We start from the raw sequence: 19,522 nt of genomic DNA, 5'->3' as shown, positions 1-19,522 counted from the left end.
CGTTATGCCTACCGCTCTGCCTCTACCCCTATCCACACCTAACCGCAACCTGGTTCGGTTGACTATTGTTCGGGGTATTACCTGGACTGGCTTCTTACTGGCCATTATCGTGGGTATTGAGCTACTGGCGTTTGATTTACCGGTCACTGCCGTTGTCGGCGTCGTTATTGCCATGGGTGTGCTCAATATTGCCACCTGGTGGCGACTCGGCAGACCCAGAGCAGTAAGGCACCTGGAGTATCTTTCGCATCTATTGGCCGATATTGCAGGCCTGACACTGTTATTTTATTTTTCCGGGGGGTCTACCAACCCCTTTATCACCTACTATTTAGTGCCTGTTACGATAGCGGCGGCTACCCTGCCCTGGCGTCACGCCTGGATCGTTGCTGCCTGCTCCATGGCCGGTTACACCTTCCTGATGTTTTATTACCACCCTATCCCCCAGTTGGGGCATATCAACAGCGATGGCCCACTGAGTCTGCATGTGCTTGGCATGTGGCTTAACTTTGGTCTTTCGGCAGGACTGGTGACTTTTTTCATTTACAAAATGGCACATGCCCTCCGCAGCCGTGATAAGGCCTTATCACTGACTCGTGAGTCAGCGCTGCGTAATGAGCAGGTGCTCGCAGTGGCCACTCAGGCAGCAGGTACTGCCCACGAGCTTGGCACACCACTCTCGACCATGGCCGTACTGCTTAAAGAGATGCAGGCAGAAGCCCCTCAAGGAACGGCTCTGCAAGACGATATAGCCCTACTACGCCAGCAAGTTGATATATGTAAGTCACGTTTACAGCATTTGGTAACGAACGCGGATCGTCGGCGCATGGCAGAGCCAGAGGTTCTGGATGCAGAGGAATGGCTCACGGGGGTAGTGCAGCGCTGGCTCGTCATCAGACCCGATGTAAGCCACCATTTTGATGTGGCAGAAAAACGCGGCCGTCCATGGCTTGCGGTAGATGCCACACTCGACCAGGCACTCACTAACCTGCTTAATAATGCTGCAGATGCCAACCCGGAACAGATTGCGATTCGGTTAGACTGGCAGGAAGAGAGTGTCATTATCGATATTCGCGATCATGGACCCGGCATTGCCATGTCCATTGCCGACCAGCTCGGCGATACTTTTGTGTCAACCAAAAGTAAAGGCATGGGCATTGGCTTGTTCCTAACTCATGCCACCATTAATCGCTTTGGCGGCGGTGTGAGCCTATATAATCACCCTGAAGGTGGCACCTTAACGGAAGTAACACTTCCACGCTGCTCAGCCCCTGATAGGTAATAGCAGCCTGGTAGTCACCAAAAAATCGAGGACATCATGCAGACGCAAGACCAACGCCTTCTCATCATTGATGATGACGAAATGTTTTGTCATGTATTAAGCAGAGCACTCACCCGGCGCGGCGTTGAGGTGATGGTCGCTCACGATGCGGATCAGGCGCTAACCGTAGCGGCACAGTTCACCCCTACACTGGCAACGCTTGACCTCAAACTGGAGCATAGTTCCGGCCTGAAGCTGCTCCCTGAATTACTCACCACAGTACCTGGCTGCCGTATTGTCGTGCTGACAGGGTACTCAAGCATTGCAACCGCCGTCGAGGCGATCAAGCTGGGCGCGGTAAACTATCTCTGCAAACCCGCGGATGCAGACGATGTTATTAACGCCTTCGACAATCAGCAGGGCGATCCCAATATTGAGCTTGCGGACAATCCTCCGTCAATTAACCGTATTACCTGGGAGCATATTCAAAAGGTCTTACAGGAACATGATGGCAATATTTCCGCCACTGCCCGGGCACTGGGCATGCACCGGAGAACACTACAGCGCAAATTACAGAAACGCCCGGTACGCCGTTAGCGCTGTAATGCATATACCAGCTGCCCCTTTGCAGATAATCCAAAATAGCATCAGGGGCAGCAGCCGTGCTTTAGTGAGCCGTCCACCCGAGATCAATATTCCAGCTTGAGCCGGTCACCGCACCCGCTGCATCCGATGCCAGATAAGCCACCATCTGTGCCACTTCGGAAGGCTCAATTAACCGCTTCACAGCAGCATCCTTGAGCATGATTTTTTCGACCACCTCCTGCTCATCCATTCCATGCAACTTTGCCTGATCTGCAATCTGATTATCCACCAGTGGCGTTTTAACGTACGCAGGACAAATGGCATTGGCCGTAATACCCTGTTCGCCCCCCTCCAGCGCAGCGGTCTTCGTAAGACCGATCATGCCATGTTTGGCGCTGACATAAGCCGATTTGCCCGGTGAAGCCACCTGGGCATGAATAGAAGCAATATTAATCACCCGCCCCCAGCCTTTTTCACGCATTAACGGCCACGCCGCCTGGGTAAGCAAAAAAGGCGCGGTTAGCATCAGGTCAATAATCTGACGCCATTTTTCTTCCGGAAAGTTTTCAATTGAGGCGACATGCTGGATGCCTGCGTTGTTCACCAGAATATCCACACTACCGTAACGTTTCACCGCATCGGCAATTGCACCGCGACACGCCTCAGGGTCTGTCAGGTCAGCCTGGTAAAAGGCGGCGCCTGCAGCATCAGCCACTTCTTTACCTGCGGTGTTAAAATCAACAGCCAATACCTGGTGGCCCTGCTCGCAAAAGTGTTTGACGACAGCAGCCCCAATGCCACTGCTGGTGCCGGTCACAACAGCAACACGGGGAGTTGTACCTGTTTGAGAGTTCATCTGCGATTCCTTTGCTGTAACGCTAAATAGCATCAAGGTTAAGAATAGGGGTAAACGGTTACGAGTATAGAAGTACGTTATACGGCCTGCGTACCTTACTTAGGTGTCATCAGGCGTAACATCATGTGCTGAGCCAACCTGGATGCCTCCTGTATACTTGCCAGCTCACTTAAGTCCTCCAGGATGGCCCGTTTGTAAATTTCATACCCCCCAGGTAACCGTTCCAAAGCGAGCAGATAACGGCCTGAGGGTAATTCAAGCGGCAACGTCTCAGGAAGCGGCGCTATCAACGTCGCCTGGTCAGGCACAGCCACCAGCCATAACTCACAGGGGGTAATTAAAGCGCCGACCATCAGGGATGCTCCTTCCACTGTGGCATCTATATACTCGAAACAGAGCGCATCAACCCCCAGATACGGATTTCGATAATGGCTGTTTTTCATCCCAGGCAGGTAAACATCACGGTAGGCCTGGGCCATTGCGGCTAAATGTTGGTACTCCTCAGGAGCTAAGCTCGGCATCCTTTCTCCTTGATAAAAACGCAGTAATAACACATCTCAATGATAAGCGTAGCCTGGTGCTATTGGCGAAACACACCCGGCTACGTCACAATGGTCACAACATTATTATTGATAACGATTCTCTTAAGGGAGCACCTATTATGTTTCTGGTTATTTTTGGTCGCATGACCTGCCCTTTCTGCGTACGCGCCAAACACCTTGCAGATCATCTTGAAAGCATTGAGAAAATAGACGGTTACCGCTACGTCGACATGCCCTCTGAAGGTGTCACCAAGGAGGATATTGCAAAAACAGCAGGTAAGCCCATCCACACGGTTCCACAAATATTTATCGACCAGCAACATATTGGTGGTTTTACTGAATTTGAACAGTTTGTACGTGAAAAGCAGTTATTAGCCTCTTAATTTTGGCGTTAAAAGCGCCGTTAACACCCGTTGAACCCCTGTCATCCTGGCTTGCCTATACTGAGCGTTCAAATAACGACTCAGCGTAAAGAGTCGATCATAGGCGGCGAGGACACCCCATGCAGCGCGAGGAGTTCATACAACAGCTGTGGCTGGACTATATTCACACCCACCCAGACCTGGGGGCGCTGAGGCTATGGCCGCTAAATACTTCAGCGGAATATCTAACACTGGTAACACTCAACCATGGCCCCTTCTCCGCTAGTGCATTGGAAGCGAAATTGGCCCATATGGGCTATCGCTCTGTTGGCCACTATGCCATGGCCGATAAAGGCCTGTTAATACACTTACTCTCTCCTGGCGACAGCGGTAGCTGGCTGGTGCTGGCTGAACTTCAATTAGGCACGCTCTCCAAGTCTCCTCGTAAAGCCTTGACCGGTCTCGTTATGCAAAGCCACCCCGCAGACTGCAAGGGGCAAAACTTATTATGCCGTGGTCGCCCATGGCCTATGCCTTCCTGGACGCTGTACCAGCAGCTTCAGACAGCTCACCCGCTTGCCTCATGGCTGGCAGTCATGGGCCCCCGTCTGCACCATGCAGGATTCGATTGCGCTACACTGGGCGAGTCCCTGGAAACCCTCAACACTCGGTTGGAAACGGCGGGTATGGCAAGCCTGAAAGGCCAGCAAAACGGTGTTTTTGCGGTATCCACACTGTTGGATCACCGGTTCTATCCGGCCATACCACAGAAAATAGCTTTTAGTGATGGGGATGAACACCGGCTATGTCTGGGGGGACTCGCTCTGGCACAAAAGCACGTAGGCGATGACCACGAACGGATTGCAGAAATCCTGCTCCCCTTTCATACCCGCTGTGAAATGGCGTGAGCCCTATAGAGCGGCCCACACCTATTGAATCAATCAGTGATTTTGCAGCGTTCGTTACTACTCGAAGGTTACTCGAAAGTCATTTCAGGAACATGATCGGGCACAATGAGCTTACCGGCGGTCTTTTCGACAATTTCTTCAACGCTTACACCCGGTGCACGCTCTTTCAGGATGAAGGCACCCTCTTTAATTTCCAGGTAAGCCAGATCCGTCAGGACGCGGTTAATACACCCGGCACCAGTCAGTGGCAATGAACATTTTTCCAGCAGCTTCGATTCACCATGTTTTGAAGCATGGGTCATGGTACAGATAATATTATCAGCACCTGCCACCAAATCCATGGCGCCCCCCATCCCTTTAATCAGCTTTCCAGGGATCATCCACGAGGCAATATTGCCTTCCTGATCCACTTCAAAAGCACCCAGCACGGTTAAGTCCACGTGACCACCACGGATCATGGCAAAAGACTCTGCTGAAGAGAAAATAGCGGCCCCTGGTCTTGTGGTAATGGTCTGCTTCCCAGCGTTAATCATGTCCGGGTCAACTTCCTCCTCGGTTGGAAAACGCCCCATGCCCAGCAAGCCATTTTCTGACTGCAGCATGACATCGATACCCTCGGGAACATAGTTGGCTACCAGAGTGGGTATACCAATACCCAGATTCACGTAAAAGCCATCTTCAAGTTCACGAGCAACGCGCTGTGCCATCTGTTCACGTGTTAAAGCCATGGTGTTTACCTCATCGTCAAACCGGTTGAGAAAATTGTATTAAGCGTTTTAAGTGATCAACTACGCACCGTGCGCTTTTCAATACGCTTCTCGAAAGTGCCTTGAATAATACGATCCACATAGATTCCTGGGGTATGGATCTGGCTTGGTTCAAGCTCTCCCGGCTCTACAATTTCCTCAACCTCGACCACGGTAATTTTCCCAGCGGTTGCCGCCATGGGGTTGAAATTCTGGGCAGTGTGGCGATACATCACATTGCCATATCGGTCCGCTTTCCACCCCTTCACAATAGCGAAATCGCCGGTAATAGCCTCTTCCAGGATGTAGTGTCGACCATTGAATTCGCGCACTTCCTTGCCTTCACCGATAGGCGTGCCATAGCCAGTGGCGGTATAAAAGGCAGGAATGCCAGCACCACCGACCCGCATCTTCTCGGCCAGGGTACCCTGGGGAGTTAGCACTACATCGATTTCGTCATTAAGCATCTGCTGCTCAAACATGGCGTTCTCGCCCACGTAGGAGGCAACAATCTTGCTGATCTGATGATCTTCCAGCAACAACCCCAGGCCAAACCCATCAACACCACAATTATTCGATACAACAGTGAGGTTTGTAACACCCCTACGCTTGATTTCTGCAATAAGGTTTTCGGGTATGCCACAAAGACCAAAACCGCCAGCGATGACGGTCATGCCATCTTCGATACCTTCCATCGCTTCCTCATAGGAAGCCACACGCTTATCAAATCCTGCCATTGTTGTGCCTCACATTATTGTCGGTGGTACGTTGAGCGCATCATATCGATGCTTCTGCGCGATAGTGCCAGTGTTGTACCAGATGATATATTTGTTAAGTTTGTTTTTCTTATCAATTTATTTTAACAACTTATAAAAGAGCCGCCATGACCGTCAAGCAACTCCGCGCCTTTCTTGCGGTAGCTCAAACACTCAGTTTTACCCTGGCCTGCGAACGCCTCCATCTTTCGCAACCTGCACTGAGTCTGGCTATCAAAGGGCTGGAAGACTCACTGGGAGGCAAGCTTTTAATACGCAGCACTCGCAGTGTACGACTCACCCCTGAAGGTGAATCGCTACTACCGCTGGCCAAGCATCTACTCGCCCAGTGGGATAATACCGAAGAGCGGTTACGCCAGCGTTTTACACTTCAGCTTGGTCGCTTAAGCGTAGCAGCTATGCCCTCCTTTGCCTGCAATCTACTACCTGGGGCACTGGTCAAATTCCGCCAGCAATACCCCAAAATCAACATTACCGTTCACGATGTTATCAATGAAGAAGTCACCGATATGGTTCGCTCACGTCAGGTGGAGATCGGCATTGCGTTTTCGCCTGAAGGAACGGGCAGCTTGACGTTTACGCCCCTGTTTGAAGATCAGTTTGTGGCTGTTGTGCCACCCACCTCTCCACTCAGGCAGGCGAGCCATCTGTCCTGGGCCACTCTTCTGAAGAGCGATTTTATAACCCTTCAGCGCCCCTCCATGGTGCGCCGCCTACTGGAACAAGAACTGGGGAAACGTCACATTGAGTTACCGGTGGCATTTGAAAGCCATCAACTCTCCACCGTCGGCAGGATGGTGGCTGATGGATTGGGTGTTAGCGCGGTGCCCTCTATGTGCATTCGACAAATGCAGGAACTGGGTGCTGGTTGCGTGCCGCTCACCTCTCCAGGCATCGTCTGCCGGGTGGGCATATTGACTCAGCAGGAACTGTCAGTGGCAGCTCACGCGCTCCGAACAGTACTTCTTGAGAACGTTAAAACCCCCACGCTCCATGCGGTCGACTGAGACATTGGCATACTCAGTTCACTGTTATGCTGGGCAGTATGCCCTTGATCCATTAGCATTTACTCTAAATTGCATGGTCATATACCAGGCAGATAAGTATTCGTGTCGAGGAATTGCGGTATGCCGATAGTTAAAGGAGTTGTCAGCGTTTCACTACTGACGTTATGCACGCTTTTCTGGGGCGTACCTCTCATCTTATTAACGCTACTCAAGGTGATAGCCCCCACCCGCAGGCAAAAGCAATGGTTGCTAAAAGGCTTGTGTGCCGTCGCCTTGAACTGGATCGGCATCAATTTATGGTGGATGCGACGCTGGCTCAAACCAAACCTGACCATCAGCACACCGGATACACTAAATCAGGAGCAGTGGTGGCTGGTTATTTCGAACCATCGCAGTTGGACCGACATTTTTATCCTTTTCATGGCACTGCATCGCAGGATTCCTATGCCTCGCTTCTTTCTGAAACGCCAACTGATCTGGATCCCCATCGTGGGCCTGGCATTTTGGGCACTGGAGTTCCCTTTTATGCGACGTTTTAGCCGCGAACAGATTGCCAAAAATCCCAAGCTCGCTACCATTGACAGGGAAGCCACTGAGCGTATTTGCCGACAGGCTCGCCACAAACCAATAGCGATTTTTAATTTTGTTGAAGGCACCCGTTTCACGACGGCCAAACGAGACGCTCAGCAAAGTCCTTTTCGGCATCTACTAAAACCCAAAGCGGGTGGTATTGCCCAGGTACTTAGCCTGCTAGGAAATCAATTAGATGGTATCCTTGACGTCACGATCAGTTACGTGAATCCATCACCTACCTTTTGGGGATTTCTGTGCGGAAAAGAAGCCCCTATTACGCTTGAAGCAAGGCAGCTTGCTGTTCCCCAGTGGATGCACGATGCCAATTATCATGAAGAACCGCAGCATAAGGAACGCTTCCACGCATGGATCAATTCACTCTGGCAGGAAAAAGACACCTTGCTGGACAACCAAACCGATCACGACTAGCCCATTGGATAGCCGCTTGTCTTTTAATCGGACTACTGACGGGATGCGCCAGCTCTGCGCCATCCACTGATCAGCGCGCGCCGACAGCCAGTAGCGCCAGTCAAATCAACGGCCAATGGATTGAGGTACAGCGAGGCGATACACTGGGGCAGCTTGCCGCACGAGCCAATGTTCCTCTTGAACGACTGGAGCGTTTTAACCCAGGTGTCGATGCCAGGCGCTTAAACGTGGGGCAGCGCTTACTGATTCCTACGCAGCAGGAACGAGCGCCATCAGGAGGCCCCTACCGTTATCAAATCAGGCCGGGGGATACTTACTCAGGCATTGCCCGCCACTTTGGCACTACCTCCAGTCGCATACAAAGCGCCAACCCTGGTACCCCGGCGACGGCCCTACGGGTTGGTCAGATAGTCAGCGTACCGCTTGGCAGCGGCGCTACACGCAGCAGCTCAACAGCCAGTAGCGGTGGTGGAGCAAGCCCCCCGGCGGCAACACCTGCGGCGCCGACTCCCAGTGCCAGCCTACCCGCCTCTGCGCGCCGCTGGCCGTGGCCATTAGAGGATTACCGGATTGTCCGCCGCTTTGGTGCAGATAGCCGTGGCACGCTACAACCGATGCTGCTGGCCACCCAGGCGGGCGCCAATGCCCTGGCCGTCGCCCCTGGCGAGGTACGCTTTGCCGATAGCATGCGCCAGTTAGGTGAAGTCGTCATTGTTCACCATGCAGATAACCTGCAAACGGTTTACGCCCTGTGTGAACGCATCATAGTGCGCGTTGGCCAGCAGGTCAGCGCTGGCGACCCACTATGTGAGGTGGGGCAAAGCAGTTCATCGCAACGCTACGACCTGCTTTTTGATCTACGCCAGGGCGGTAAGCCAATCGACCCTCGCCAGGTATTGCGATAACTGGTGAAGTGGCGGAAAGCCACTATCGGAAGTAACCACAAAAAGCCCCTGATATCAGGGGCTTTTGCATGGTGCTACTATTCACACGATATTAGCCGCGGTAGTATCCCGGCTTTACAAAGGGAGTGGGTGTCACCACCATTGGCAACGGCTTACCGCGCACCAGGGCGTAAACAGTGGTTTCCGGCGCTTCCCATTCGCGACGCACATAGCCCATCGCAATCGGTTTACCTATACTTGGGCCAAAACCCCCTGAGGTAACAACCCCAATCTCGTTACCTGCTTCATCCACCAACGTGGCGCCCTCACGTACAGGTGCACGCCCCTGTGCTACTAACCCTACTCTTTTACGCCGGTGATCCTTGGCATCCACCTGATGGAGAATCAGGTCAGCGCCCGGAAAGCCAGCAGAACGTTCGCCTCCGTGGCGACGAGGCTTACCGATGGCCCAAATCAGTCCTGCTTCAACGGGAGTGGTTTCCAGGGTTATATCATGCCCATACAGGCACAGCCCCGCTTCCAAACGCAGTGAATCCCGTGCCCCCAGGCCAATCGCTTCAACTTCGGGCTCTGCCAGCAACTGCTCTGCAAACGCCGCACACGCCTCCGCCGCCACCGAAATCTCAAAACCATCCTCCCCGGTATAGCCACTGCGGCTAATCCAGACTTCATTCCCTGCCATGGTAAACCGACCATGCTGCATGAATGTCAGCTCACAGGCCTGAGGGCATAAACGCTGCATAACATCACGAGCCAGAGGCCCCTGTAAAGCCAGCAAGCCACGATTCAATACCTCTATGTCATGGCTAGCGCCCAGACTGGTACGCAGGTGAGCAATGTCCTGCTCCTTACAAGCAGCATTAACAACCAGATAGAAGTGATCACCCGCATTTACCACCATCAAGTCATCAATAATCCCGCCATCGGTACTGGTGAACAGCCCATAGCGCTGCTCTCCTTCCTTTAGCCCAACCAAATCGGCAGGAATCAATGTTTCAAGTGCTTCAGCGACATCGCTGCCTGATACCAGAATCTGTCCCATGTGAGAAACATCAAACAAGCCGCACTGCTGACGTGTGTGTTCATGCTCTTTTTTGACGCCCAATGGATATTGCACCGGCATATCGTATCCAGCAAAGGGCACCATTTTGGCGCCGAGCCTGGTATGCAGTGCATACAACGGCGTTTGTTTTAGTTCACTCATGGGGGTTCCTCAGTCGAAAAGAGAAACGGGAAGCCATGACGTTGGCTTCCCGGCTCTAAGGCTACTCATTATATCCGCAGGATAATCACTACGGCCTACTTGTCATGATCTAACGCTTCACCGGGCAGTACCTCTTTACCCGAGAAGTAATCCCTGGTCAGTTTAAAGACCACAGGAGAAAGCAGCGCCAGGGCAATCAGGTTTGGTATCGCCATCATAGCGTTAAAGGTATCCGCCATTAGCCAGATAAAGCCAAGTTGCGCAATCGCGCCGAGCGGAATTGCCAATACGAACAGCACACGATAAAGCATGATTGAACGCGTACCGAACAGGAACTGAAAGCATTTCTCACCATAGAAAGACCAGCCAAGGATGGTAGTAAATGCAAAAATTGCCAGCGCAATGGCAACGATCTGGTTACCAAACCCAGGCAGTGCCGCATCAAACGACAGCGCAGTGAGCGATGCGCCCGCCTCACCATCCATCCATACTGTAGAGGTTAGAATCACTAATGCCGTAATCGTACAAACAATGATGGTATCAATAAACGTCCCCAGCATGGCGATCAGGCCCTGGCGAACCGGGTTTTTGGTTTGTGCGGCGGCGTGGGCAATTGGCGCACTGCCCAAGCCCGCTTCATTTGAAAAAATGCCCCGCGCCACACCAAAGCGAATAGCCGCCATGACGGCCGCTCCGGCGAAGCCACCCGCGGCAGCGATCGGGTTAAAAGCGTAGTAAAAAATCAAACCAAATGCTTCGCCAATCTGCCCTGCGTTGACAATCAGCACCAGCAGCCCGGCAATAACATAAGCAATCCCCATGATCGGAACCAGCTTACCTGCCACTTTAGCGATACGCTTGATCCCTCCCAGGATGACGGCACCGGCAAGCACCATGATAATGACACCGGTTAGCCAGTGCGGTACGCCAAAGGTTGCATCCATGGCATCGGCCACTGAATTGGACTGAACGGTATTACCAATCCCAAACGCTGCAATAGCGCCGAAAAACGAGAACAGACCACCAAGCCAGAGCCACTTTCGGCCCAGACCGTTTTTGATATAGAACATCGGCCCACCAACATGGTAGCCGGTACTGTCGGTTTCACGATAACGAACAGCCAGGACGGCTTCGGCAAACTTGGTGGCCATCCCCACCAGCGCCGTAATCCACATCCAGAACACAGCACCCGGACCACCCAAGGCAATCGCCGTTGCAACACCGGCGATATTGCCGGTACCAATAGTCGCAGAGAGCGCTGTCATTAGCGCATTAAAGGGGGAAATCTCTCCCTCATCACTGGCTTGGGTAACCGGCTTGCCATCTGGCCCTGTTTTGGGCTTGGCATCGCGCCCTTGCCACATTAGCTTGAAACCCATGCCGAGTTTGCGAATCGGCATCAGTTTCAAGCCAATCTGAAGGTAGATACCCACACCTAACAGTAAGACCAGCATCAACGGGCCCCAAACCACCCCGTTAATTGCGCCCAGGAGGCTAGTTAATGTTTCCACGCGTATCTCCTTATCCTTTCGTTTGCTAAATTATTATGGGTGTCAGGCAGCCGTGCTGCCTTCTCTATTTTGCTTATACTGACCACACAGAGGTGCTTACCATAGCGCTTCTTTTGCCAAGTAAAAACGTATGATTCGCATGTTTTACACCTTTTTCCTAGCATCTATCCATGGTGATGTCGCCTTTTGACAGAGAAAGACTCTCTTGGATAAATTCGTATCAGTGTTTAAACCCAGCGAAACCATACGCATTTTTGTACCATTATGACGCGTTCAAGAAACTTGTTTCCGATCAGAAACACGGTACCATACGCAGGTATTCGCCCCTCGTCAGGCTGTCCAACAGTCGCCAAGGCGAACGACAAGCGCTAGTATGCCCTCGTCCAGACAACCGTTTCGTAAAGGGAATCATCATGAGCAATCTTCCTGCTAATCTTCGTTACGCTGAAAGCCATGAATGGGTGCTAGACCACCAGGATGGCACCGTCACTATTGGCATTACTGACCACGCTCAAGAAGCGTTGGGCGATGTGGTATTCGTTGAACTCCCTGAAGTAGGCCAGGAACTCAGCAAAGGCCAGGAGTTTGGGGTCATCGAATCGGTAAAGGCCGCCTCTGACCTTTACTCACCGGTTAACGGTGAAGTCATAGAAGTGAATGAAGCGCTTGAAGACGCCCCTGAAACAGTTAATGAAGCCCCCTATGAGGGTGGCTGGATGATGAAAGTACGCCTGACCGACCAAAACCTGGAAGGCCTGCTTGACGCCGAGGCGTACCAGGCAACACTTAGCTCAGACGACTAATTGCGCCAAGGGCCTACCCCCATTGGGCAGGCTTTTGATCATTCGCCCCTGCACGGTTTTCTCATTACGTCCGGAACCTTCCCATGCCTTTTGAAACACGCCGCTTGGCCGAACTGGCCGACCACGATGCTTTTATCAAACGCCATAACGGGCCCAGCCCCACTGATGTGGCCACCATGTTAAAAGCGCTCAATATGCAACGCATGGAAGATCTGATTGAGCAGACCGTGCCAAGCGATATCCGCCTTGGCCGTGAACTGGCGCTGGACGATCCGCGCAGTGAAGCAGAAGCACTGGAGTACTTAAGCCAGTTGGCTCGCCAGAACCGCGTTGCCAAAAGCTATATTGGCCAGGGCTACTACGGCACCCATATGCCTGCAGTGATTCAACGCAATGTATTGGAAAATCCAGGCTGGTATACCGCTTATACGCCGTATCAGCCGGAAATTTCCCAGGGCCGCTTGGAAGGGCTGCTGAACTTCCAGCAGGTCATCATGGATTTAACCGGCATGGAGCTTGCCAATGCCTCCCTGTTGGATGAGGCCACCGCAGCAGCTGAAGCGATGGCGTTATGTAAACGTAGCAATAAAAAAAGCAAATCAAGCGCCTTCTTTGTTGCCGACGACCTCTTCCCACAAACGCTGGATGTGGTGAAAACCCGAGCCGATTTTTTTGGCTTTGAACTAATTAGCGGGCCGGCAGCCACACTGGCCGAACACGATGTGTTCGGCGCACTGGTGCAATACCCATCAGCGAATGGCGAGATCATCGACCTGGCGCCGATGCTTAACGCCGCCAAAGAGCGTGGCATTATGACCTGCGTCGCCACCGACCTTTTGAGCCTGGTGCTGCTTAAAGAACCCGGCGCCCTCGGCGCTGATATTGTGGTGGGTAACTCCCAGCGCTTTGGCGTACCCATGGGCTTTGGTGGCCCACATGCGGCCTTTTTTGCTACGTCGGATAAACTCAAGCGCGCTATACCTGGCCGTATTATTGGCGTATCCAAAGACAGTCGCGGCAACACCGCGTTGCGAATGGCCATGCAAACCCGCGAGCAGCATATTCGCCGTGAAAAAGCGACCTCTAACATCTGTACCGCCCAGGCGCTGCTAGCTAATATTGCCGGTTTTTACGCCATCTATCATGGTGCAGAAGGGTTGCGTAAAATTGCAGGCCGTGTGCACAGGCTAACGACTGTTCTGGCCCAGGGGCTTAAACAGGCAGGTGTTACGCTTGCCCACAACAGCTGGTTCGACACGCTGCGGCTGACCCAGGTGGATGCTGGCAAAATTCATGGCCGGGCCATGACCCACGATATCAACCTGCACTACTTTACCGACGGCGATGTCGGTATCAGCCTGGATGAGACAACGACCGCACACGATGTGGCGACACTGTTTGATATTTTATTAGGTGCCGAACACGGTTTATCCGTCGCGACGCTTGATGAAACGGTCGTGACACAAAAACTCAGCGGTATTCCCGCCGCCTATCAACGGGAAAGCAGCTATCTGCAGCACCCCACCTTCAAGCGCTACCGCAGTGAAACTGAAATGCTGCGTTACCTGAAGCGCCTGGAAAACAAGGATCTTTCACTGGCCCACGCAATGATCCCCCTGGGGTCATGCACCATGAAACTTAACGCCACCAGTGAAATGATCCCCATCTCCTGGCCAGCGTTTGCACATTTGCATCCGTTCGCGCCACGCGATCAGGTAGCGGGCTATCACCAAATGATTGATGAGCTGGCCGCCTTCCTGGTAGAAGTAACCGGCTACGACCATATTTCCATGCAGCCCAACTCTGGCGCCCAGGGGGAGTATGCAGGCCTGCTTGCAATCCGTCGTTATCAAGCGGCCCAGGGGGAAGCCCATCGTGATGTGTGCCTGATTCCCAGTTCAGCCCACGGCACCAACCCTGCCTCAGCAGCTATGCTAAGCATGCAGGTAGTCGTCGTGGAGTGTGACCAAAACGGCAACATCGACCTCAATGATTTAACCAGTAAAGCCGAGCAGTACAGTAACCGCCTCTCTGCGGTAATGATTACTTACCCATCAACACATGGTGTATTTGAATCCCACGTGCGCCAGGTGTGTGAGGTGGTGCATCGCCATGGTGGTCAGGTCTACGTTGACGGTGCCAATATGAACGCTCAGGTAGGACTCACCCGCCCTGGCGATTTTGGCGGTGATGTTTCCCACCTTAACCTACATAAAACGTTCTGCATTCCCCATGGCGGCGGCGGCCCAGGCATGGGACCCATTGGTGTAAAAGCACACTTGGCCCCTTACGTTTCCAACCATGTGGTGACACCGATTAATGGCGTAAACCCAGAAAGTGGTGCTGTTTCCGCCGCTGCCTTTGGTAGCGCATCGATTCTGCCTATCTCCTGGGCCTACATTAAAATGATGGGCGCGCGTGGCCTGCGGGAAGCTACTGAGTTGGCGATTCTGAATGCCAATTATATTGCCAAGCGGCTGGCAGATGCGTACCCCATTCTCTATCGTGGCCAAAACGGCAACGTTGCTCACGAGTGCATCATTGATATCCGCCCGCTGAAAGGCACGTCAGGTATCAGTGAAGAGGATATTGCCAAACGCCTGATGGACTATGGTTTCCATGCGCCCACCATGTCGTTTCCGGTACCTGGCACACTGATGATCGAGCCAACGGAGTCCGAATCGTTATACGAAATCGATCGCTTCTGCGATGCAATGATTGCCATCCGCGAGGAAATTGCCAGAGTGGAAAGTGGTGAGTGGCCGCTGGATAATAATCCGCTGGTAAACGCCCCGCATACCCAGGCGGACCTGATGGATAGCGCTTGGCAACGCCCCTACGACCGCAAGCTGGCTGCTTTCCCAAGCGATGCGGTGGCTGCGGCTAAATACTGGCCTTCGGTAAACCGTGTCGACAACGTGTTTGGTGACCGTCAGCTTATCTGCTCATGCCCGGGTATTGATGAGTATCGCAATTAATACGCTGTATCGAGTCGTGATATAACGATGAGGAAAACGCCCCTGGCCCCTGTTATTCGGGCACCAGGGGCGTTTTTTCCTGCAAGCGCTGTTGGTGAAAACCGTCAAGCAATTTCTCATAGCGCTTCGGTAACACCGAGTCCTGCCTGCGCAGGAGATACAGCACCTCATTGATAGCATGGGGCAACGTTAACGCTTTAACCTGGCGCTGCCAGGGGGATGTCTCCAGGACCAGGCGCGAAACCACGGTAAAACCCAGCCCTCGGGCCACTGCATCCAACACCATCCCCACTTCGTTGGTAAAGCCCTGATGGCGAAAGTGCGTCATGGAGCGAAACTCATCAGGGTAGTTGGCCCGCAGTAACGCATTGGCGTGGTTAATGCCGTCGTAATAGTTAATAAAGCCGATGCCCATCAGTTCAGAGAGGGTGTTGCCGGCAAAATCAGCTGGCACCACCAGACAGAGCGGCTCTTTATGCCAAACAGTACAGCTCAGATCGGCATGATTAACCTGCTCTGTCACAATGCCAATATCGTAACGCCCATCCAACAGATCACTGACAATCTCATGGTTAAACGCAAAACTGTAATTAACCGTTAGATTAGGATGCATCTGCTGATGACCAAGAATATACGGATAGAGCATTAAGCCAACACTGCCAGGCGATGCAATGCGACACTCTCCACTATCCAGGGAGTCATCATCCAGGCCATGACGGAACTGTTCATGTTCAGCAAACAGCTTTAACGCGTAATCGTATGCTCGCCGCCCGGACTCCGTAAGCGTAAAGCTTTTACCCTTACGTTCCAGCAGCGTTTTATTAAGATAGCTTTCCAATTTGCGAATATGCTGGCTTACACCCGGCTGCGTCATTTCCAGGCGGCGCGCTGTTCGAGTGAAACTCCCGGTTTCCACCAACGTGATAAATGTCCGAAAATAGTGGGCATTAAACATAATGAAGCGCCATCTTTACCAGCCACCGTATCCTCTCAACGTGGGCATAGAGTAGCACATAAGCGTTTGGGTGGGCGGCCTCACCCACCATGCTGAACCGGCTGTAACGGCGTGATAATATGCACATTGTTATTTACATGATCAGGGATAGCCACACTAATGACGCAACTGCCAGCGCCACACGCAACGATTTCCAGCATTATCTCTCCCGAGGGAAGCCTTGAGGTTCTCTCCCAGCATGAAGTCAACCGTCTGAAAAGCACCTCCAAAAGCGGCTTGCACGATCTGCTGCGTCGCTGCGCACTCGCAGTGTTGAACTGTGGCAACCCTACTGATGATAGCCTGGCAATATTGGAAGCCTATAAAGACTTCGATATTGAAGTCTTACAGCAAGACCGCGGTATTCGCTTAAAGCTTACCAATGCTCCCGCCGAAGCCTTTGTAGATGGCCGCATGATCCGCGGTATTCGTGAGCACCTGTCATCGATCATTCGGGATATCGTTTACGTTTACAATGAAATTCAGCACCACAAACGCTTCGACCTGAGCACCGCAGAAGGAACCACCAATGCTGTGTTTCACATTCTTCGCAAAGCAGGCACTTTACAGCCTGGCCGTGACCCAAGCCTGGTGGTGTGCTGGGGCGGGCACTCCATTTCCAGAGAAGAGTACGAATATACCAAAGATGTAGGTTATCACCTTGGGCTGCGCGACCTGGATATTTGTACCGGTTGTGGCCCCGGCGCCATGAAAGGCCCGATGAAGGGTGCCAATGTGGCCCATGCCAAACAGCGTCGTAAGGATAGCCGTTATCTGGGGATTTCTGAGCCAGGCATTATCGCCGCTGAGGCACCCAACCCAATCGTTAACGAATTGGTGGTCATGCCAGATATTGAAAAGCGTCTGGAGGCCTTCGTGCGCCTCGGCCATGGCATTATCGTTTTCCCCGGCGGCGTAGGTACCGCAGAGGAAATACTCTATTTGTTGGGCATTCTGCTCCACCCCAGCAATAACGATACCCCTTTCCCATTGATTTTTGCCGGCCCCACCTGCACTGCCAGCTATTTCCAGAAAATAGATGAATTCCTGGTTTACACACTGGGAGAGGATATTCGCCGCTACTACACGATTATTACCGGCAACCCAGCGGAAGTGGCTCGTAAAATGCGCGCGGGTGTAGATGAAATTGCCAACTTCCGCCGCCAGCATCAGGATGCGTTTTACTATAACTGGCGACTCACGATTGCCCGAGATTTTCAGGCACCGTTTGAGCCGACCCATGAAGCCATGCGCGGGCTGGCCCTTCATCGCCAACAGCCAACCCACGAGTTGGCAGCCAACCTGCGCCGTGCCTTCTCAGGCATTGTAGCGGGTAACGTAAAGGAGTCAGGTATTCGCGCCATAGAGGCCCATGGCCCCTTTGAACTGACCGCCGAGCCTGAGTTAATGCAGCGCCTGGATGACCTGCTAAGCTCGTTTGTTGCCCAAGGGCGTATGAAACTGGGTGGTCAACCCTATACGCCTTGCTATGTTCTTAAATAGCCAGGGGTCTATAACCGCCACCCGTACTGCCACACAGGCACACGAATAAAAGTATAACTGGCAGGCTCAGCACATGCTGAGCCTGCTGCAATTAGGAAAACAAACGTGATTATTGCTCTGCTAACGCTGCTGGCCGCAGGAGTCATTAAAGGGGCAATTGGTTCTGGCGTTCCCGTTATTGTCATCCCTGTTCTTACCATGCTCTACGATGTAAAACTGGCTATTGCAGTACTGGTGGCACCCAATCTATTCAGTAATGCGCTACAGCTGTGGCAATACCGCCACCACCTTTTACCCCTACGTTTTTTAGCGGCATTTTCCATCGCAGGCGGAGTGGGTATCGTGCTGGGAACCTGGGGGCTGGTGGTACTGTCGCCCACCCTGCTCTCCCTTGGTGTTGCCGTGGCCATCATACTCTATCTGGTTGTTAAACTGACCCGGCGAAAAATGGCACTTCCGTTTTCAACTGCCGAGCGCGTTGTTCTTCCGGTAGGGCTATTAGCGGGCATACTGCAAGGCGCCGCGGGAATGTCAGCTCCCGCATCAATCACCTTTCTAAACGCCATGCAGTTGGAACGACGGGTATTCATCGGTTCAATATCGGTATTTTTTGCGGCCATTACCCTGGTGCAAATTCCCGCTCTGCTGAGTGCAGGCCTGTTAACCTTTGAGCTATCTGTTTATAGCCTGATCGCACTTATGGTGATTCTTGCCGCCATGCCGCTTGGGGCACAGCTCGGAAAACGACTGCCACACCACTGGTTCGATAATTTGATTATGCTGTTACTGGCAGGTATCGCGTTAAAAATTATTACCGACGTGGTGTTATAAGCCAGCCACAAGCGTAGCTATCAGCGCAATCACACTGAACCCGCTACACTGACTATTTTCACCGACCATCTTCAAACCGGTTATCGACACACCCGGTATAGCCCTTACCAAGGAAAAGGAGAAAAGCATGCAGATGATTGATCAGTTAAAGGACGGCAAGACCAAAGCCTTTGCCAAGCACTGTTTTGAAAGCAGCACACCTGAAGAGCTGGACGCTGCCGCAGAAGGCGCTCCTGACCACGCCCAAATCGAGCACTGGGGAATCACAGAAGGCCAGTGGGAAGAGGCCGTTGCCGCCGCATTGGCAGACCACCAGGCCCAAGCCAAGTAAGGTAAAGTAACCGAGATCAAATAGCGAGGCTGCTGACACGGATACGATGTGTCAGCAGCCGTACATGATCGCCGTCCTGCCTCCAACCTGCTTACTCAGCAAGTACTATGGAAAGGAATTATGTGGGCGTGCCATGCTAATGTGGCCTCACCTACGGGGCATTGCACTGTTTTTGATTGAAAATGCTCATTCATACACCAGCAATATTTGCAAGCCTCCCTGTTGTAAGCCATTTCTTAAAATTTTGTACGATATCGCTTACATTGTTGTAAGACATCGCTGACACCTGCCTCCAAGGGGTTGTGCTGGGCTCCTGGCTCGTTATTATCACTGTTTCTCATTAACAGTTGATGATTCCAGGAGGGAGCATGGCACTTAGCATGGCGCTCAGCACGGGACTGCACTTCACCATCACACTGC

General features: G+C 52.5%; 20 protein-coding genes. 12 read left to right on the top strand and 8 right to left on the bottom strand.

From position 1 onward, the window contains the following. Positions 1-4: 4 nt before the first annotated feature. Together HP566_RS02170 and HP566_RS02165 are read left to right on the top strand one after the other, a co-directional pair. Entirely contained in the window at positions 5-1,279 is a 1,275-nt protein-coding gene (locus HP566_RS02170; RefSeq protein WP_249975613.1) for an ATP-binding protein, read from the top strand. Between the two features lie 36 nt (positions 1,280-1,315). Continuing rightward, entirely contained in the window at positions 1,316-1,855 is a 540-nt protein-coding gene (locus HP566_RS02165; RefSeq protein ID WP_249975612.1) for a response regulator transcription factor, read from the top strand. A 70-nt stretch (positions 1,856-1,925) separates the two neighbouring features. Here the strand turns inward: HP566_RS02165 and HP566_RS02160 are convergent, their stop codons facing one another. Both HP566_RS02160 and hybE read right to left on the bottom strand, forming a co-directional pair. Next, a complete protein-coding gene (locus tag HP566_RS02160; protein WP_249975611.1) occupies positions 1,926-2,699 on the bottom strand; it encodes a 3-hydroxybutyrate dehydrogenase in 774 nt (257 codons plus the stop codon). 95 nt (positions 2,700-2,794) lie between these two features. After that, positions 2,795-3,220, bottom strand: a complete 426-nt coding sequence (gene hybE / locus HP566_RS02155) for a [NiFe]-hydrogenase assembly chaperone HybE (protein WP_249975610.1) — start codon at positions 3,218-3,220, stop codon at positions 2,795-2,797. Between the two features lie 140 nt (positions 3,221-3,360). Here hybE and HP566_RS02150 point away from each other — a divergent pair, with 140 nt between their 5' ends. After that, entirely contained in the window at positions 3,361-3,624 is a 264-nt protein-coding gene (locus HP566_RS02150) for a GrxA family glutaredoxin (protein WP_249975609.1), read from the top strand. 119 nt (positions 3,625-3,743) lie between these two features. Next, on the top strand, positions 3,744-4,511 hold the full coding sequence (locus HP566_RS02145) for a DUF1338 domain-containing protein (RefSeq protein WP_249975608.1): 768 nt from the start codon (positions 3,744-3,746) through the stop codon (positions 4,509-4,511). 68 nt (positions 4,512-4,579) lie between these two features. Here the strand turns inward: HP566_RS02145 and HP566_RS02140 are convergent, their stop codons facing one another. Together HP566_RS02140 and HP566_RS02135 are read right to left on the bottom strand one after the other, a co-directional pair. After that, on the bottom strand, positions 4,580-5,239 hold the full coding sequence (locus tag HP566_RS02140) for a CoA transferase subunit B (RefSeq protein ID WP_249975607.1): 660 nt from the start codon (positions 5,237-5,239) through the stop codon (positions 4,580-4,582). A 56-nt stretch (positions 5,240-5,295) separates the two neighbouring features. Beyond that, complete coding sequence (locus HP566_RS02135; protein ID WP_249975606.1) at positions 5,296-5,994, bottom strand: CoA transferase subunit A; 699 nt, start codon at positions 5,992-5,994, stop codon at positions 5,296-5,298. A 146-nt stretch (positions 5,995-6,140) separates the two neighbouring features. Between HP566_RS02135 and HP566_RS02130 the strand changes: the two genes are divergently transcribed. The 3 genes from HP566_RS02130 to HP566_RS02120 all read left to right on the top strand — a co-directional run bounded on the left by HP566_RS02130 (position 6,141) and on the right by HP566_RS02120 (position 8,947). Then, positions 6,141-7,040, top strand: coding sequence for a LysR family transcriptional regulator (locus HP566_RS02130; protein ID WP_249975605.1), 900 nt, complete (start codon positions 6,141-6,143; stop codon positions 7,038-7,040). A gap of 120 nt (positions 7,041-7,160) precedes the next feature. Then, a complete protein-coding gene (locus HP566_RS02125; protein WP_249975604.1) occupies positions 7,161-8,042 on the top strand; it encodes an acyltransferase in 882 nt (293 codons plus the stop codon). Between the two features lie 119 nt (positions 8,043-8,161). Further along, positions 8,162-8,947 (top strand): LysM peptidoglycan-binding domain-containing protein, encoded by a 786-nt coding sequence (locus HP566_RS02120; protein ID WP_249975717.1) that lies wholly within the window; start codon positions 8,162-8,164, stop codon positions 8,945-8,947. A gap of 91 nt (positions 8,948-9,038) precedes the next feature. Here the strand turns inward: HP566_RS02120 and gcvT are convergent, their stop codons facing one another. Continuing rightward, a complete protein-coding gene (gene gcvT / locus HP566_RS02115; protein WP_249975603.1) occupies positions 9,039-10,151 on the bottom strand; it encodes a glycine cleavage system aminomethyltransferase GcvT in 1,113 nt (370 codons plus the stop codon). Positions 10,152-10,246: 95 nt separating this feature from the next. Then, a complete protein-coding gene (locus HP566_RS02110; RefSeq protein ID WP_249975602.1) occupies positions 10,247-11,662 on the bottom strand; it encodes an alanine/glycine:cation symporter family protein in 1,416 nt (471 codons plus the stop codon). A gap of 413 nt (positions 11,663-12,075) precedes the next feature. Between HP566_RS02110 and gcvH the strand changes: the two genes are divergently transcribed. Beyond that, the gene (gcvH, locus tag HP566_RS02105) at positions 12,076-12,465 is read left to right on the top strand and encodes a glycine cleavage system protein GcvH (RefSeq protein WP_249975601.1); all 390 of its coding nucleotides are present in this window, start codon (positions 12,076-12,078) and stop codon (positions 12,463-12,465) included. A gap of 83 nt (positions 12,466-12,548) precedes the next feature. Then, on the top strand, positions 12,549-15,443 hold the full coding sequence (gcvP, locus tag HP566_RS02100) for an aminomethyl-transferring glycine dehydrogenase (protein WP_249975600.1): 2,895 nt from the start codon (positions 12,549-12,551) through the stop codon (positions 15,441-15,443). Between the two features lie 52 nt (positions 15,444-15,495). Here the strand turns inward: gcvP and HP566_RS02095 are convergent, their stop codons facing one another. Beyond that, positions 15,496-16,398 (bottom strand): LysR family transcriptional regulator, encoded by a 903-nt coding sequence (locus HP566_RS02095; RefSeq protein ID WP_249975599.1) that lies wholly within the window; start codon positions 16,396-16,398, stop codon positions 15,496-15,498. Positions 16,399-16,557: 159 nt separating this feature from the next. Here HP566_RS02095 and ppnN point away from each other — a divergent pair, with 159 nt between their 5' ends. From ppnN to HP566_RS02080, 3 genes are all read left to right on the top strand, one after another. After that, positions 16,558-17,940, top strand: a complete 1,383-nt coding sequence (ppnN, locus tag HP566_RS02090) for a nucleotide 5'-monophosphate nucleosidase PpnN (RefSeq protein WP_284041275.1) — start codon at positions 16,558-16,560, stop codon at positions 17,938-17,940. Positions 17,941-18,045: 105 nt separating this feature from the next. Further along, positions 18,046-18,771, top strand: a complete 726-nt coding sequence (locus HP566_RS02085; protein WP_249975598.1) for a sulfite exporter TauE/SafE family protein — start codon at positions 18,046-18,048, stop codon at positions 18,769-18,771. Positions 18,772-18,898: 127 nt separating this feature from the next. After that, entirely contained in the window at positions 18,899-19,102 is a 204-nt protein-coding gene (locus HP566_RS02080) for a hypothetical protein (RefSeq protein ID WP_249975597.1), read from the top strand. Positions 19,103-19,338: 236 nt separating this feature from the next. On the opposite strand, the gene HP566_RS02075 is transcribed toward HP566_RS02080, so the two are convergent. Continuing rightward, the coding region (locus HP566_RS02075) for a hypothetical protein (protein ID WP_249975596.1) at positions 19,339-19,522 on the bottom strand (184 nt) is incomplete at its 5' end.

It is taken from the genome of Vreelandella olivaria (assembly GCF_023507745.1).
Taxonomy (GTDB): domain Bacteria; phylum Pseudomonadota; class Gammaproteobacteria; order Pseudomonadales; family Halomonadaceae; genus Vreelandella; species Vreelandella olivaria_A.
Note: the sequence above shows the minus strand (reverse complement) of the source record. Positions and strands in the feature narration are given on the sequence as shown.

Coding starts and splice junctions, on each gene's coding strand:
- HP566_RS02135 (WP_249975606.1), bottom strand. CDS start 5,994: ATGGCAGGATTTGATAAGCGTGTGGCTTCCTATGAGGAAGCGATGGAA.
- HP566_RS02145 (WP_249975608.1), top strand. CDS start 3,744: ATGCAGCGCGAGGAGTTCATACAACAGCTGTGGCTGGACTATATTCAC.
- HP566_RS02140 (WP_249975607.1), bottom strand. CDS start 5,239: ATGGCTTTAACACGTGAACAGATGGCACAGCGCGTTGCTCGTGAACTT.
- HP566_RS02170 (WP_249975613.1), top strand. CDS start 5: ATGCCTACCGCTCTGCCTCTACCCCTATCCACACCTAACCGCAACCTG.
- HP566_RS02080 (WP_249975597.1), top strand. CDS start 18,899: ATGCAGATGATTGATCAGTTAAAGGACGGCAAGACCAAAGCCTTTGCC.
- gcvT (WP_249975603.1), bottom strand. CDS start 10,151: ATGAGTGAACTAAAACAAACGCCGTTGTATGCACTGCATACCAGGCTC.
- HP566_RS02165 (WP_249975612.1), top strand. CDS start 1,316: ATGCAGACGCAAGACCAACGCCTTCTCATCATTGATGATGACGAAATG.
- ppnN (WP_284041275.1), top strand. CDS start 16,558: ATGACGCAACTGCCAGCGCCACACGCAACGATTTCCAGCATTATCTCT.
- gcvH (WP_249975601.1), top strand. CDS start 12,076: ATGAGCAATCTTCCTGCTAATCTTCGTTACGCTGAAAGCCATGAATGG.
- HP566_RS02125 (WP_249975604.1), top strand. CDS start 7,161: ATGCCGATAGTTAAAGGAGTTGTCAGCGTTTCACTACTGACGTTATGC.
- hybE (WP_249975610.1), bottom strand. CDS start 3,220: ATGCCGAGCTTAGCTCCTGAGGAGTACCAACATTTAGCCGCAATGGCC.
- HP566_RS02150 (WP_249975609.1), top strand. CDS start 3,361: ATGTTTCTGGTTATTTTTGGTCGCATGACCTGCCCTTTCTGCGTACGC.
- HP566_RS02130 (WP_249975605.1), top strand. CDS start 6,141: ATGACCGTCAAGCAACTCCGCGCCTTTCTTGCGGTAGCTCAAACACTC.
- HP566_RS02160 (WP_249975611.1), bottom strand. CDS start 2,699: ATGAACTCTCAAACAGGTACAACTCCCCGTGTTGCTGTTGTGACCGGC.
- HP566_RS02095 (WP_249975599.1), bottom strand. CDS start 16,398: ATGTTTAATGCCCACTATTTTCGGACATTTATCACGTTGGTGGAAACC.
- gcvP (WP_249975600.1), top strand. CDS start 12,549: ATGCCTTTTGAAACACGCCGCTTGGCCGAACTGGCCGACCACGATGCT.